Source organism: Anaerovirgula multivorans (genome assembly GCF_900188145.1).
Lineage (GTDB): Bacteria > Bacillota > Clostridia > Peptostreptococcales > Natronincolaceae > Anaerovirgula > Anaerovirgula multivorans.
On record NZ_FZOJ01000022.1, the window covers coordinates 15,898 to 31,621 of the forward strand.

Annotated in this window: 16 protein-coding genes and 1 pseudogene; 1 reads left to right on the forward strand and 16 read right to left on the reverse strand. The window is 36.1% G+C overall.

Features of this window, described 5'->3' with window-relative positions:
• Window positions 1-353 precede the first annotated feature (353 nt).
• The 7 genes from aroQ to CHB72_RS17765 form a co-directional block, all read right to left on the reverse strand.
• Window positions 354-791 (reverse strand): type II 3-dehydroquinate dehydratase, encoded by a 438-nt coding sequence (gene aroQ, locus CHB72_RS17740; protein WP_089284217.1) that lies wholly within the window; start codon window positions 789-791, stop codon window positions 354-356.
• A 139-nt stretch (window positions 792-930) separates the two neighbouring features.
• Complete coding sequence (locus tag CHB72_RS17745) at window positions 931-1,317, reverse strand: VOC family protein (protein ID WP_089284218.1); 387 nt, start codon at window positions 1,315-1,317, stop codon at window positions 931-933.
• A gap of 69 nt (window positions 1,318-1,386) precedes the next feature.
• Window positions 1,387-2,328 carry a ketopantoate reductase family protein gene (locus CHB72_RS17750; RefSeq protein WP_089284219.1) on the reverse strand — a complete coding sequence of 314 codons (942 nt, stop codon included), beginning with the start codon at window positions 2,326-2,328 and terminating at the stop codon, window positions 1,387-1,389.
• A 113-nt stretch (window positions 2,329-2,441) separates the two neighbouring features.
• Window positions 2,442-2,669 carry a hypothetical protein gene (locus CHB72_RS26700; RefSeq protein WP_176431449.1) on the reverse strand — a complete coding sequence of 76 codons (228 nt, stop codon included), beginning with the start codon at window positions 2,667-2,669 and terminating at the stop codon, window positions 2,442-2,444.
• A 6-nt stretch (window positions 2,670-2,675) separates the two neighbouring features.
• Window positions 2,676-2,918 carry a Gfo/Idh/MocA family oxidoreductase gene (locus tag CHB72_RS26705; protein ID WP_176431450.1) on the reverse strand — a complete coding sequence of 81 codons (243 nt, stop codon included), beginning with the start codon at window positions 2,916-2,918 and terminating at the stop codon, window positions 2,676-2,678.
• Between the two features lie 248 nt (window positions 2,919-3,166).
• Entirely contained in the window at window positions 3,167-3,595 is a 429-nt protein-coding gene (locus tag CHB72_RS17760) for a MaoC family dehydratase (protein WP_089284220.1), read from the reverse strand.
• 97 nt (window positions 3,596-3,692) lie between these two features.
• Window positions 3,693-5,276, reverse strand: coding sequence for an acyl CoA:acetate/3-ketoacid CoA transferase (locus tag CHB72_RS17765; RefSeq protein WP_089284221.1), 1,584 nt, complete (start codon window positions 5,274-5,276; stop codon window positions 3,693-3,695).
• 782 nt (window positions 5,277-6,058) lie between these two features.
• Between CHB72_RS17765 and CHB72_RS17770 the strand changes: the two genes are divergently transcribed.
• Complete coding sequence (locus tag CHB72_RS17770) at window positions 6,059-7,108, forward strand: LacI family DNA-binding transcriptional regulator (protein ID WP_089284222.1); 1,050 nt, start codon at window positions 6,059-6,061, stop codon at window positions 7,106-7,108.
• A gap of 95 nt (window positions 7,109-7,203) precedes the next feature.
• Here CHB72_RS17770 and aroE read toward each other — a convergent pair whose 3' ends face one another.
• The 9 genes and pseudogenes from aroE to aroC all read right to left on the reverse strand — a co-directional run bounded on the left by aroE (window position 7,204) and on the right by aroC (window position 15,722).
• Window positions 7,204-8,064 (reverse strand): shikimate dehydrogenase, encoded by an 861-nt coding sequence (gene aroE, locus CHB72_RS17775; protein ID WP_089284223.1) that lies wholly within the window; start codon window positions 8,062-8,064, stop codon window positions 7,204-7,206.
• A gap of 46 nt (window positions 8,065-8,110) precedes the next feature.
• Window positions 8,111-8,656: a tripartite tricarboxylate transporter permease gene (locus CHB72_RS27080; protein WP_408606579.1), complete on the reverse strand. Its 546-nt coding sequence runs from the start codon at window positions 8,654-8,656 to the stop codon at window positions 8,111-8,113.
• Window positions 8,633-9,360 (reverse strand): annotated as a pseudogene (locus CHB72_RS27085) (tripartite tricarboxylate transporter permease); the annotation flags it as partial. The pseudogene CHB72_RS27085 and the gene CHB72_RS27080, both read right to left, overlap by 24 nt.
• Before the next feature lie 12 nt (window positions 9,361-9,372).
• Window positions 9,373-9,843 carry a tripartite tricarboxylate transporter TctB family protein gene (locus CHB72_RS17785; protein WP_176431451.1) on the reverse strand — a complete coding sequence of 157 codons (471 nt, stop codon included), beginning with the start codon at window positions 9,841-9,843 and terminating at the stop codon, window positions 9,373-9,375.
• 22 nt (window positions 9,844-9,865) lie between these two features.
• The gene (locus CHB72_RS17790; RefSeq protein ID WP_089284225.1) at window positions 9,866-10,936 is read right to left on the reverse strand and encodes a tripartite tricarboxylate transporter substrate binding protein; all 1,071 of its coding nucleotides are present in this window, start codon (window positions 10,934-10,936) and stop codon (window positions 9,866-9,868) included.
• A 191-nt stretch (window positions 10,937-11,127) separates the two neighbouring features.
• Complete coding sequence (gene aroD / locus CHB72_RS17795) at window positions 11,128-11,901, reverse strand: type I 3-dehydroquinate dehydratase (RefSeq protein ID WP_089284226.1); 774 nt, start codon at window positions 11,899-11,901, stop codon at window positions 11,128-11,130.
• A gap of 226 nt (window positions 11,902-12,127) precedes the next feature.
• On the reverse strand, window positions 12,128-13,114 hold the full coding sequence (locus tag CHB72_RS17800; protein WP_089284227.1) for a chorismate mutase: 987 nt from the start codon (window positions 13,112-13,114) through the stop codon (window positions 12,128-12,130).
• A gap of 437 nt (window positions 13,115-13,551) precedes the next feature.
• A complete protein-coding gene (gene aroB / locus CHB72_RS17805) occupies window positions 13,552-14,604 on the reverse strand; it encodes a 3-dehydroquinate synthase (protein WP_089284228.1) in 1,053 nt (350 codons plus the stop codon).
• Window positions 14,586-15,722 (reverse strand): chorismate synthase, encoded by a 1,137-nt coding sequence (gene aroC / locus CHB72_RS17810; RefSeq protein WP_089284229.1) that lies wholly within the window; start codon window positions 15,720-15,722, stop codon window positions 14,586-14,588. The genes aroB and aroC overlap by 19 nt, the downstream gene beginning before the upstream one ends.
• Between the last annotated feature and the right edge of the window lie 2 nt (window positions 15,723-15,724).

A 15,724-nucleotide genomic window follows, 5' to 3' on the forward strand; every position in this document is an offset into this window, starting at 1 on the left:
TGGAACTCATTCTCTTTATGTGGAACTTGATTTAGGTTTAGTTTATCATTGCCCATCAATACTTGTCAATATCATTTTCTGAATTTGTCACATTTAAAAAATGTGACTTATTAGCCTTATTTTTTATCCTTTTTAAGAATTATCAATAATCTTTTATTTTGGTTTATATTTTATATAAAAAATTTCTACGTTTTCCCATCTCTATTAATAATGAAGATTAAATTAGATGATAAAAGGATTCTTTTTCTGCATACAAAAACAAAAAATACTGTTCTCCGTTACTTTTAGAACAGTATTTCACGATTAATAATTATAAATTTATCTATAGCTTTACTGCTTAGAGGCTTTCTAATCTACTCTATAGCCCCAACAGCAGCTCTTAAACCGATAAGATAACTATCTAAACCAAATCCGCTGATTTGTCCTTTAGCAATTTCAGCAAATACAGAATAATGTCTAAACTCTTCCCTTGCATGAATATTGGACATATGTACCTCCACAATGGGTACTGTAAGAATAGCAAGAGCATCCCTTAAGCCATAACTGTAATGAGTCCATGCACCAGCGTTGATGACTACGGCATCTACATTTTCTAGAAACGCTTGATGTATTCTTTCAACCATGGCACCTTCATGATTGGTTTGAAAGCTTATTACTTCAACTTCAAGCTCTTTCCCTAATTCTCGCATTTTTTCATCGATTTCATCAAGAGTAATCCTTCCATATTGTACAGGGTCTCTTTTACCAAACATATTGTGATTTATTCCGTGTAGCATTAATACTTTTTTCATTACTATTTCCTCCTTAGACAATATAATTTATAGATAACAGAAGTAAGAATCTACCTCTAAAATCCTTCAAAATACTAATTTTATTATGTTTGAATGGATTTAATCTCTTCTCTTTCCCTAGTTTTCTTCATAAAAGACCTTAGTCTCTAGGCTCAATAATCAATGCCTTTTCTACTGCATTGTTCTTTGCTTGCATCAACTCTATACATAGCCCATCAGGCAAGACAAACCAATTCCGCCCTTGAGGCAGTTCTATAACACCCCTTTCATATGCTTCTTCTAAAGCTGCTTCTAAATCCTCCGTCATGATACCAAGGTGTGCTGCCCGTCCTTCAGGTCCTTCAAAGGTAGGATCTGAAATAAGCTGGAGACCACCGATGGTCCATATCTGCTTTGGGTTATCCTGCGAACCATCAACACTCTTAATGGTCATACCTAACACCTCTTGAAAGAAAGAAATATGCCATTGGATATCCTTTACTCGAACTGCCATATGTTCTACGTAGGATTTTTTCTGATAAGCCATAAAAACTTCTCCTTTCTTTAAAGATCCCCTTATCCCTAAAAAAACTTCAATAGAGATAAATTCCAGAGGCTATGCCTTTGTATTATAGTGCTCTAGCCAATATTCTATTCCTTTAACATTAGCTACTAGTGCTTTATTTACAGGCGTTGGGATATTCCACTTCTCACCCAATCTTACTACTGCCCCATTAATATAATCAATCTCGGTTTTAGAACCTTTTTCTAAACTTTGCAGCATAGAGGTTTTAAACTCATCTGGCAAACCTACTGCCGCCATTAGCCATATCCTTTCAGGATTCTCAACCGATAACATCACTCCATTTGCCTTAGCTACGGCAATACCCTCTGATATTGCGTCAAAGGCGCAATCTCTTATTTCTGGCACTTTATATAATCCGCCATAGGGCAGCTTAGTGATACCACACAGTGCACCGGTTGCAACATTAATCAGCAGCTTATCCCATATCATGCCACCGATATTGTCACTGATGGCAGTCAACAGACCAGCTCGATTAAATTCTTCTGCTACCTGGTTAATCCTTTCAGTAATTGTACCATCTAGTTCTCCAATATAGGTATATTTTCCTTTAATACCAGAGACTATATTCCCTGGACCAACCAGAACACCACCTACATAGGTTTTTCCTCCAATTACTCGGTCTTTTCCAACAACTTTGATGAGGGTCTCTTCATTGCCAAGGCCATTTTGTAAAGACATCACTATGGTTTTTTCTCCAATGATGGAAGAAGCCTTTTGGATAGCTTCCTTAGTATGAAAAGACTTTACTAGAACAATAATAAGGTCAGCTGCTCCAATCCCTGTACAATCTGTTTTCCCCTGTACCTTTACCCTTCTCTTTGTATCGCCTTCCTTAATCTTCAACCCATGCTTGTTTATTTCATTAATGTGATCTACCCACTGATCTATTAAATAAACCTCAGAGCCAGCTTCTGCCAGTGCACCCCCGATAGAACTACCCAATGCACCAGAGCCCAATACGCAAATTTTCATTTTTTATCACCCTTTCCTAGCCCCAATTTATGAAAGCATACAATTTCCTAAAAAAATAAAACTATTTTCTTTACGCTTTGTGAAATTGCAAGTTCATGAATGCTCCATATATCTTATAAATTAACTTTTCTTCCTTCACTGCCAGAGAGATATGCTGCATACATGATTTTTGTAGTCTCATATGCTAAATCAATATCTGAAACAGGTTTTCTTCCATAAGCAATACATTCAACAAAATCTTGAAGCTCATAAACATAGCCCCTAAGAATCTCATCACAAATAAATACATTATTCCATCCTGTTTTTTCTGACAGCATTTCTGAAAAATAAACATCTTCCAAGCCCTTCTAATCTAAGAAGTAAGCCTTCAAATTATCTGCTGGTGTTATATTGCACACAATTGTTCCATCGTTTCCATAAATTTCAACATAGTTTTTCACACCACCTAATACATTGTCACTTGCAATAATAATTGCTTTTGTATTGTCAGAAAAAGTTAGCGTAACATTTGAAAAGTCCTCCACATCAATTGGATTGCTGGTTAAATGCCTTTTATCATATTCAGTAAGGTATTTTTCTATATGTCCCATATCTGACCTTTACACCATGTACTTTGGCATATCCATTGGCATGCAAAAATGCTCCGTAGCCCGCCCCTACTAAAGCTACTTAACAGTTTTCAAGATGTATCCCCCTTTCATATAAGTTTTTTATAAATAATAAAATAAACTGATGCCTACAAAACCATAAATCCATTTCAACTATTGACCTTATCCTCAGTTTGCTTTTAAATGCAGATATTTATATTATAATGCACATTATTGAACAATCTCTGTTTTTAAATAGGAATAAATTTCAAAATATGCTGGGCAACAGTACATAGTTCATTTTTTTGATTATAAACTTCTACTTTAGCAAAGGATTTTAGATTTTCTTCATCAATTTCACTAATAGTATATACGGCTGTTACTGTATCTCCAAAAAATACTGGTTTAATAAATCGTAGTCTGTCATAGCCATAGGAAACACTTGGAATCTCAGCTCGTGCTTGTACTTGAATAAGGGTTGAAGCAGTGGAAGCTAAAGCAAAAGTAAGAACTCCGTGTACGATTCGTGTTTTATAGGGTGTAGTTTTCATAAATTCTTCATTCATATGCATTTGACTAAAATCTCCCGTAATTCCTGCAAACAGATATACATCTGACTCACTTATGGTTTTGGTATATGAGATAGTATCTCCAACCTGAAATGGTACTTTATTACTCATATTTGCTCCTCCTTCAAATTAACTTTATTGTTATTTTCCTTCTAGGCTTTATATGAAGATATATACCCTTGCATATAGATAAAATATTTTTATATCCTTACTTAATCCATTCCTTATTTATTCCCATGGGTTCCGGTAGGAAAAGCCGATGGTCCATTTCCCTTAAATCTTCTGTAATCTTTGGTTCAAAACCCATTTTGTCAATAATATCCTTCTGAATATCTATGCCTGGTGCAACTTCACTCAATTCTAATCCCTCTGAAGTCAGACGAAAAACAGCTCGTTCAGTGATGTAGATTACCTCTTGCCCTCTTGTTAGAGCATCCCTACCATTAAAGGTTATTTCTGGAACCTTGGAAATCAACTTTTTAAATTTGCCCTCCTGCTCAATTTTAATCCTTCCATTCTCAACCTCTGTCTTTAACCCACCAGCTGTTAAGGTTCCACTAAATATAACTTTTTTACTATTTTGGCAGATATCAATAAATCCACCAGTCCCCATAATTTTTCCATTAAATCGATGTACATTGACATTTCCTGCCTGATCTACCTCCGCAAAGCTAAGAAAACATACATCCAAGCCTCCACCATGATAAAAATCAAATTGCGCCGGCATATCCAACATGGCTTGCATATTGACGGTAGCCCCAAAAAAAATTCCCTGAGCGGAAACCCCTCCAATAGGACCTAGTTCTACCGTTAGTGTAAACTCCTCTTCAACCCCTTCTTCCCTTGCAACGATGCCTATACCATCTGAGATACCTACTCCTACGTTACCAACATTTCCGGGGGCTACCTCTAAAAGAGCGCGCCTAGCAATAACCTTGCGCTCATTTAAAGGAGCATGTACTATCGATCCAGTTTCCATTATAAAATCACCAGACATAAAGCGATTTACTGAGCCAGCATAAAGTTGCGGCTGTTCTGGAACTACTACCACAGCGTCAACTATATATCCAGGAATTCTAACAGATTTTGGATGTAAGGTACGAGCCTTTACTAATCTCTGCACTTGGGCTATAACAATTCCACCGTTGTTGTGGGCAGCTTGTGCCATAGCCAATGCATCTAAATAGGCAATCTCATCCTCCATACTGATATAACCCTCTGTGTCAGCTGTTGTTCCGCGAATAATTGCTACATCAATCGGTATAGCTGGATAAAAAAGCCATTCCTGACCATTCACTTCCATTAACTTTACTAAATCTTCCTTAGTTTTTTCATTTAATTTACCCCCCCCTTGACGAGGGTCAATGAAGGTACCCAGTCCCACATGGGTAAGGATTCCAGGTTGCTTTGCGGCTGCTGTTCGAAGTAGCTGGGCCATTACACCTTGTGGAAAATTATAAGCCTCAATTTTATTTTTTTCTGCCATTTCTGCCAGTCTTGGAGATTGCCCCCAATGACCCCCAATAATTTTGCGGCATAATCCTTCCTGAGCAAGAGGTGATATTCCTCGATCTCCACGATCTCCAAGACCTGAACAATGATAAAGCGTTAAATCTCGAGGTTCTTGTGACTTTCTATATCTTTGAGCTAAGGCTTCAATCAGAACTGTTGCTTCAGTCAATCCTCCTCCAGCCCCTACAAACCCAACTGTAGCATTACTTAGAATCAGTCTTACAGCCTCATCAGCCTCAAGAACTGACACTTGATTTCCCTTTCGTAATGATTTTTTCATCCTACCACTCCTTATAAATAAGTCTAAAATATTTACATCATTTTTCTTAAGTACTTCTTCAGAGGATACTACAATCCAACTTGTATTCAGAACTTTTTAAAGCAACTGATATTTTCCCTTTACCGCCCTTAATCTCTTCTGTCTTAAATAGCTTAGAATTTTAGGATTCTCTAAAGACCTGCTGCTAATTTCATACCTGTTTATATTTTTCAATTCGTATCGATCCGAATTTATTGTAAAAGTATTTTTAATACTTAATTCTTGATAAGTATTTCTTTGCTATTCTTACCCTCTAGCATGATTCTTCATATATATTGATATCCGAAGTATGAATTTTCAATATTCGTATCGATTCGATTTACTTCGTATAACTCATTATAATTCTAAATATTAATACTCGTCAATGATTTTCTGAATATTTATTTAAATAATTATTTAAATAATACTTAAGATGGGAAAAAATAGGTAGATATATACCTATCTAAAGCTTTTATCTAATAAAGTAGTTTTTTTCTCTAATATGATGGATTCATGGCTTAAATAACAAATAACTTGCTTGGTTAGTAATGATGTTTGGAAATTAGTACTTTAATTGACAGTAAATAATTATCTATGATATAATAAAAATCAATTTTTCATCCAATATTTAATAAGGATTTGTTCCTTATAGCCTCAATAGTTGGATGTTAAGGGTAGTATAATTCTGATATAGATTTAAGCTAAGTAAAGGAGTTAAAGCTTTGATTCCTTCAGTCACTTAGCACAATACGAGGAGGTTACCCATGAAACAAAATAAATCTACTCCCGTAACCTTACTTCAGGTGGCAAAACACGCTGGTGTATCTCGGTCTACAGCTTCATATGTCCTTAGTGGAGGTCCTCATGTTTCTGATTCAACCCGTAAAAAAGTTCTTGAGTCAATCCGCCAGCTGGGCTATGTTTATAATCGCAGTGCAGCAAACCTGCGTTCAAAATCTTCTTCAACTGTCGGGTTAGTCTTCCCTGATGTGAATAACCCATTCTATACTGCATTATTGGCAGGTATCAATCAAGAGTTAAATAAATATAACAAAACAGTTATTTTAGGTACTACCTTTGAGTCTCTAAGTGCTCAGGATCGTCTTATTTCCACGATGCTTGAATATAGGGTTGGTGGAATTATCTTATTTGCAGTACCAGATACTCCAGAAGAGCTTATCTCTCGAATTAAGCATTTAGGTATTCCTGTGGTTTTAATTAATAGAAATTTTACAGATCTTTCTTATGATTACATTGGAATCGACAATGTAGTGGCTGGAACATTGGCTACCAACCATCTCATTAAAAAAGGCCACCACCGAATTGCTTTTATTGGTGGTTTTAACCAACTTTCTTCCTGGCAGGAGCGAAAACAAGGATATAAAGATGCTCATCATAAGGCTGGGCTGGAGATTGACAGCTCTTTGATTGTTGAAGGCCATGCTACCCGCGAAAGCGGCTATGAGTTAATGGATCAAATTCTAAATCTGCCAAATCCTCCTAGTGCTGCTTTTTGCTATAATGATATTATTGCTATCGGTGCTATGATGAAGCTGAAAGAAAGGGGATTCACTCCGGGTCATGATATGGCAATAGTAGGTGTCGATGATATCCCTGAGGCATCTATATTTACTCCAAAGCTCACAACCGTTTCCTCATTTCCACAGATTAGAGGTGCCCGTGCTGCTAAACTTTTAAACGAACGAATGGAAGGGCTTACTATGAATCCCCAGTCTATTATTGTCCAACCCGAGCTTATTATTAGGGACTCATGTTCTTACAAAAAAGAAATCCTTCCCCACTCTACTAAGTAGGAGGATTGTCTTATGATACGTCCATGCTTATAATTAGGTCATCCAAATACAAATCTAGATGACCTAATCTTTTCTTTCTCTTAGCCTATATATATTTAATCCCTTAATATTGCATTTTTTACATAATCAACTGGCATAGGTACTTGTGTCCATAGCTCAAAAGCTATAGCCGCCTGCCAAATCAACATTCCAAGTCCATTAACGGTTTGACATTTTCTATTTTCTGCCTGTTGTAATAATTTGGTCTTGGCTGGATTATAAATCAAATCAGAAACCACCAAGCCGGCAGGAATTATCTCCTCATCCTCTATGATACTTTGATCTTTCGCTGAGTACATCCCTAAGGGAGTACTATTCACTAATACATCTGCCTCTTCAAGAGCCTTCACTAAGTTTTTGTTTTCTAATGTATTTACCTCGATAATGGCATCAGAAATATTTTTTGTAATTAGTTCAGCAATATCATGGGCCTTTTGAAGTGTCCTATTTAAAAGAATAATTTTCTTTGCCCCGTCTAGAGCCAATTGAATAGCTACACTTCTTGCAGCACCCCCTGCCCCTGCAATCACAAAGGTTTTGTTGTTGATGGCAACGCCTTCCTCCTTTAAAGATCTAGTATAGCCTTTCCCATCAGTATTGTACCCAATCAAGTTTCCCTGCTGATTTACCACAGTGTTTACCGCGCCAATGATTTTTGCTTCTTCAGAAATACCATCTAAATGCTTCATAATCTCTTGTTTATGGGGCATGGTGACATTGAACCCTCTAAAATTTAGGGTTTTCATGGCCTCCACTGTTTTTCCCAAAGACTGTTGCTGTACATCAAAAGGAATGTACAAATAATTCAAATTTAAATGTCCAAAAGCTTTGTTATGAATTTTTGGAGAAAAACTTTGCTTTATAGGAGTACCTATGATTCCTGTCAATCTTGTTTCATCTGTAATTGCATAACTCATCAAAACACCACCAGTCAAAATTATTTATCAATTTATTAATTAGTTACTAAATAAATTTTTCTTTATTTTCTCTATCTGATTCTTTATTTTTGCTCTTCAATTTATCTTTCAAAAGCGTAAAAATATTATTTTGTGCTAAAATCATAACAATAATTGCTGTTAATAGGGTTAAAGATATAGGATTTTTCAATATATCTAACAGAAACCCAGTTATAGTTCCCTGAGCTGTCATAACTGCTCTTCTATAAGACACATCTAAAAGTGGTCCTAGTATAATTCCTAAAACCAACGGCCCTACAGGATAGTCATAGGTCTTTAAAATGTATCCAAATATACCAAAGCCAATCATCCAGTAAATATCGTTAATATTATTATTGATTGTATAAGAGCCTATAACCGAAAGAATAGTAATGACTGGTATAAGGATACCCTTTGGTACTTCAACAATTTTGGTAAATATTTTAACTCCCGTCAATCCAAAAACCAACATAAAAATGTTAGATAAAATTAATGCTCCTACAATTACCCCTAATATAGACGTCCGAATAGAAAGAGGTAAGAATTGAACAACACTGCTCCATGAGGGAATAATTTTTTCAATTTTTTGTTTTACAACAGGGAGATTTCTTGATTTCACCTGTACCAATGCCTCTGATAATCCAAACAAACCTATCATTGCAGTAACATAGTTAATGCCCCCATAAGTCCGACACTGCCGAAGGTAAATCTTCCTTGTCCTGTTAAAGGATCCATTCCTACTAAACCTAAGAGAATTCCTAATGTTGCCATAAACAAACCCTTAGCTGTAGACTTGGTACCTAAGCTACCTACCAACATCAATCCCATAACTGCAAGAAGAAAGTAGTCCCTTGGTGCAAACTTTAACGCAAACTCGGATACTGCTGGTGCCGCAACGGCTAAAACAATAACACCAATCAGTCCTCCTAGTGTAGATTGTACTGTCGATACACCTATAGCCTTTCCTGCTTCCCCCATCTTTGCCAATGGATGTCCATCAAAACCGGTTGCTATGGCTGCTGGAGCTCCTGGGATATTTAATAATATGGCAGATCTGGAACCTCCATAAACCCCACCACAGTAAATACCTATCATCAATGCCAACGCCTCGTGCGTACTCCATGAAAAGGTAAAGGAAATCAATAGAGATACCGCCATCGTAACAGATAGTCCTGGTATTGCACCTATATAAATCCCTGCAAAGGTACCAGTTGCCACCAAAAGCAGTAATTTTATATTTAGCAGGGGTACAAATATATTCATAATAACATCATCCATCTTTAAACCTCCTTAGGGCAGAATCACTTTAAAGATAAATTTAAAGGTTAATAAAATAACCCCTAAGTTCAAAAAAGCAATCAACAGATTTCTTACCCAGTTTCCTGATGTCAAATAGCTTATACCACTCCATAGAAATAATACTGTAGCAATATTAAATCCTAAACGTGGCAGTAGCACACTATATAATATTAAGAACATAATCATAATAATGATATCTTTAGTAAAAACCAACTCTCCAATAGCTTTGAAATATTCACCTAATGTAGTAAAGTGATTTGGGGAGAATTTTCTACTTTCTCCCCAAATACCTAGACTAAATATACATAAGGCGATAGATACCATTAGTGGAAAAGCTCCTGGAGATGATGGTTTAGGAACAAACCCCGATATTTTGGAAGCTTGGTATAGTATAAATACACTTAATAGCCCTATACCATAGCACAGTACTTTTTCTCCAACCTTCAATTTTTTTGTTTCCACTAATAATCCCCCTATCTTGCTATTAATTAACACGCTCAATTCCTAGGGTTTCTGGTGAAATATCTGCTCCCTCTGCATCATATAATAACCATGCGGAAATTCTTCTCCAGTTATCCAAAAATTCTGCTGCTTCTTCTCCTGAAATACCCATTGGTACCGCTCTAAAATCGACAATGAATTCTTGGAATTTAGGATCTTCAAATCCTTTTCTATAAGCTTCTCTTAAGACTTCTTTAATTTCTTCAGGAGTTTCTTTTTTTACAAATACACCATAGAAAGGTCCCCATGGTAAATATGGCTGATACTGTGGCATCATCTCACCGATAGGTGGTATCTCTTCTAGCCCTACCACAGGTTCATTAGAAATAACCGCTAAGGGCTTTACTCTACCAGCACGATACATTTCTCTCGCTGCTGTTAAGCCAGCTATAGTAATATCAACATGCCCTCCAAGCATTGCTGTCATAGCAGGTCCCTCTCCATCAAATGGCACTAGGTTAAACTCTACATCGTCTACAGTTTTAAATAGAGAGGATACTACAAAGGGAAGTCCTCCAGGTCCGATTGAACCTAGTAATATTTGTCCTGGCTTTGCCTTAGCTTCTGTTAACACATCTTCCAATGTACCCCACTTTGAATCAGTTGCTACAACAACAATGGCTACACCTCTACCAAATATGTTAATGGCTTCAAACTCATCATAACTTAGCTTAGATATATCAAGAACTCCATACAATTGAGGATTTTCTGCACCGTATAATATGTTATATCCGTCAGCCTTTTGATCAAAAACATATTGGGTTGCAATGGCCCCAGTTGCACCTGTTCTATTTTGAAGTACAATGTATTTGCCTAAGTGCTTTTCTACTAAAGGTGTAATCGTTCTAGCTACGTTGTCAGTTGCTCCTCCAGCTCCCCACATAATGATTCCATTTAAATCTCTTTCTGGGAAACTAATCTGTCCCTCAACTTCTTTCTCTCCACTGGAAGCTGGTTCAGTTGTTTGAGTATCACAGCCTACAACTGTAGCCATTACCAATACCATCACCAACAGCATGCAAGATAGTTTTGTAATTAACCTACTTTTTTTCATTTTTTTATAACCGATAGGAAATTAAATCAATTTTTCAAATAAAAATTAAAAAGAAAAAATTGATAAAACTAGCGTTACAAACTTTACTTAATTGTAGATAAGTATAATTTCCGTTATTGGTTTTTTGACAACACTCACTTTTTAGATGAAGAGCTATTGCCTTTTTAGTTTTTCTCTGCTTTAAAAGCTTTCTACAGAGAAGCATATAATATATCGATAGCTTGCCTTAACCTAGAGATAGCTATTTGCCCTGGGGCAGATGCCTCCTTGCCAGCGGCGAAAGTAACAGCAGATCCAAATATTCCACCAGCAATCCTGCTAATGACACCCTTTCCACTCATAGACATAGTAATCAGCGGAATGTTAGCAGCCTTCTCTTTAACCTCCAGCGTTGCTTCTAACAATGTTAAAACATCCCTCTCATTGGTTGGCATTACAGCGATTTTTGCAATATCAGCACCATATTCCTGGGCCTTTACTAATCTTTCAACAATAGTTTCTTTGCTGGGAGTTTTCCTAAAATCATGATTGGAAACAATCACTTTCACATGATTTTCATGGGCCTGCTGAAGCACTTCTTTAATTAAGTCTGCACCATTGATAAGTTCTATATCTACCAAATCTACAAGCTTTGTTGCTATAACAGCTTGAATCAAATTTATTCTTTTTGACTGGTCAATTTCTTTATAGCCACCCTCTTCTATAGCTCTGCAAGTGAAAATCATTGGATAGCTTGAGAGTATATTATGTATTTTTTCAAGGACTTTTATAACTTTTTCAATATCCTCTACATCGTCAAAAAAGTCTATTCTCCACTCTACTAAATCTGGTTTAATATCTGCTATTACTTCTGCTTCTCTTAGTAATTCTTCCTCTGTCTTTCCTACCAAGGGAACACATACTTGAGGCTTTTCCCCACCGATACTTCTTCCTTTGATTACTACTGGAGTTATTTCTTTTATCATAACCTATTCATCACCTTCCCACTGAATTTAGTCTCATTTTGTCTCTAACTTCATTCCCATAGTCCCACAAATCAGAACCTTTTTTCTTACTTTTGAATTATATTCAGTTTATCATTCATATTCTAATTACGCCAATTTCTTTCTGAAAATTCATTCATTTTTTCAATAAGTCTTTTGCAGGTATACCTGCAAAAGACTTGCTGAAAGCTATTTATTTAGCATACTTCTAATTATTTCTATTCTCATGATGCTGATCCATAGCATACAACTTCGTAATGATTTGAGTACTAATTTCATCTACACTTTTATCATCAGTTTGTATAGCCACATCAGCTGAATCATTGTAGGCCTGATTTCTCTGTTTTAACAGACTCCGTATCCCCTCTAGGCTCATTTGTCCCTTTAGCACAGGTCTTGTATCATCCTGACTAATTCTTTCATAAAGAGTCTCAGGCTGAGCTGTAAGTAGTATGATTTTGCCATTTTGTCTTAGGTTTTCAACATTTTCTTCCTTTAACACTACACCTCCACCACAGAAAATAATAGTGTTTTTAAGTTGACTGACTTCTGCTACAACTTCCTTCTCAAGTTTTCTAAAGTGGGCTTCACCAAATTTTTTAAATATCTCCTTTATTGACATCCCCGCTTTTTCTTGGATCATGGCATCTGTATCTCTACATCCCATCTCTAGCTTTCGGGATAAATCTCTTCCTACAGTAGATTTACCAGTTCCCATGAATCCAACCAATACAATATTATAGGGGAAAAGCTTCTTAGATTGTAAACCTCTACTTATCTTCAATATTTCCCTCAGTAAATGCTCTACTTCATCAGCAAAATGACTCTCATTTAAATTTGATAGAGCTTTTTCTAAAATTTGTTGTTCCCTTTGTGCATGAAGAATAGGTAGGTTATTTTTCCTTTTATTATCTAAAACCTCCATAACTAGTTCCATTCGTCGTTGAAAAATTTGTACCAAGGCTTTGTCACATTCATCAATCTCTTTTCTTAATACGTCTATTTGGTCCAGAGGACTCACCGTCCTTTTCTTATTCATATCACTGTTTTCCTCTAAAGATAGCTTTTTAATAAGATAGGAATAGTTCACTGTATTATCTTCATGTAAATAAGGTTTTCTAATAAAGTTACTAATTATTCTTTCTTTATTTTCCATTTCTTCCTCTTCTAATTGATGTTTTGCCGGTATTACCATAATATAACCTCCATTTTTATAAATTTATATATGAACCTATTTATTATCCTTGAAGCTTTTTGATTTTATGTTGTAAATTATTTAGTACTTTATCTACCCAAAATAAAAAAGAAGATTCCTCTAAGAATCTCCTTTTGTTTATAGAAAAGTGTTAGTATTTTTCTACACTATGTTCATGCTAATCTATATTCCAAATTATCTCTTAGAAAGAGCTTACTATATCTATTAAGTTTCAATGTAAAGTAACCAGCGCTATAAAAATAAAAGCCCCAGTAAAAGTTAAAATAATAGATGTAGTTTTGACAGCCTTTTCTAATTTTCTCTAACATGGTAATCCTCTTTTCAAGCTATATTATTTATATTTTTTAAAATATTAATAAAATTATACGTAATATTTATAAATGTGTCAAGGTAACTTTTTGTCATAATTAAATTTTTTAAGCAATACTAATTATTTCTTCTCTAGTCAATAGCACTTCTGTTACTTTTCCTTTTCCCTCTGGCAAAATAAAGGATATCTTTCCGTCTTTATTTTTCTTATCCTTCATCATACAATCAATCAATACAGGCAAAGGGGTTCTATATATCTCTAATGAAATCCCTGTTTTTCTAATAGTTTCACTGATTTGCTTATAATAGGATTCATCAATGTACCCCAATTTCTTTGCCATAAGGGCTTCATAATACATTCCAATTAGTACTGCCTCTCCATGGGTGTAGTTTTTATAATGAGTGGCTGTCTCTAGGGCATGGCCTATGGTATGTCCATAGTTCAGAATTTTACGGAGCCCTTCCTCCTTTTCATCCTTTGAAACAACTTCAGCCTTGATTTCACAGCATCTTTTTATCACTTTTATGATCACTTCCTCTTCTAATGCGAAGAGTTTAGAAAGATTTTTATTAATATATTCTAAAAAATTATAGTCATAAATAATACCGTATTTGATTACTTCTCCAATTCCGCTGATTAGCTCCCTTTTCGAAAGAGTACTTAAGGTTTCTACATCGATTACAACTGTCTGAGGCTGATAAAAACTTCCCACGATATTTTTTCCTTGTGGCATATTTACCCCCGTCTTTCCCCCTACACTGCTATCCACCTGTGCCAATAGTGTTGTTGGCACTTGAATAAAGGGAATACCACGCATATAAATTGAAGCGCAAAATCCTGCTATATCACCTACTACCCCACCACCTAATGCGATCACCTTCGATCTTCTAGTTAAACCGTATTCCAGCATAGTTTTTAGAAGATACTCCACTGTCTGCAGGTTTTTACTGCCTTCTCCTGATGGAATAACAATTTTCTCTACTTTTCTATCTTTCAGCAGTTGCATCAGCTTTTGACCATATAGAACATCCACATTCTCGTCAGTGACAATAACCCACCTATCCCCTTCTCCTAAGAAATCCTGAAGGTTTCCAAGTAAGCCTCTATCTATACTTATCATATAGCTATTATCATTTAAATCTATAAACAATCTTTCCATCGCTTTGTAATCTCCTCCAAAGAATCTGAACCATATTTGTTTAAAAACTCCTGAGCAATTACAGTAATCGCTACCATTTCCCCCACAACAGAGGCCGCTGGTACCGCACAGGTATCACTTCTTTCCACCGTTGCCAAAACAGCTTCCTTTGTTTCAATATCCACAGTTCTAAGAGGGGTGTACAAAGTAGGTATCGGCTTCATAGCACATCGAATCATGATGTTTTCTCCATTAGACATACCCCCTTCTATACCTCCCGCATGATTACTTTCTCTATAATAGCCTTTATCAGGGCTATGAAAGATTTCATCATGAACAAGAGAACCTCTCTTTTCAGCATTTTGAAATCCATAACCAGTTTCTACTCCCTTGATGGCCTGAATTCCCATTAGAGCATAGGCTAGTTTTGCATCCAATTTTCTATCCCATTGTACATAGCTTCCTAATCCTGCCGGCACACCAGTTACATGAATCTCAAAAACTCCACCTAAGGAATTTCCCTCTTCCTTTGCCCTTTTTATTTCTTCTATCATAGCTAATTCTACTGCCTCATCACAGCATCGTACCTCCGAAGCTTCCGCCAGCTCTATCTTCTCTATATCTTCAACTTTTTCTTGAAGGAATGCTTCTCCGATTGCAGTTACATGACTGACTACTTTTATGTTAAAGTTCTGTAACAGCTGTCGGGCTATACTTCCTATTGCCACCCGCACAGCAGTTTCTCTAGCACTGCTTCTTTCTAATACGTTTCGAACATCTTCAAATCCATATTTCATTGCTCCAGTTAAATCCGCATGCCCAGGTCTAGGTTCTGTTACTTTTCGTGTTTCTCCATCTACATCTACAGGATTCATATAGGGTTTCCAGTTTTCATAATCTTTATTCTCGATAAGGAAGGAAATGGGACTTCCTAAGGTTTTACCTCCCCTTATACCAGAAAGGATTTCCACCCGATCCTTCTCAATTTTCATTCTTCCACCTCGACCATAGCCTTTTTGTCTTCTAGCCAAGTCTTTATTGATTTCTTCTATGTCTATCTTCACATTGGCTGGGAATCCCTCTACAACCCCTACTAATCCTTTACCATGAGACTCTCCAGCGGTAATTAATCGAAACATAC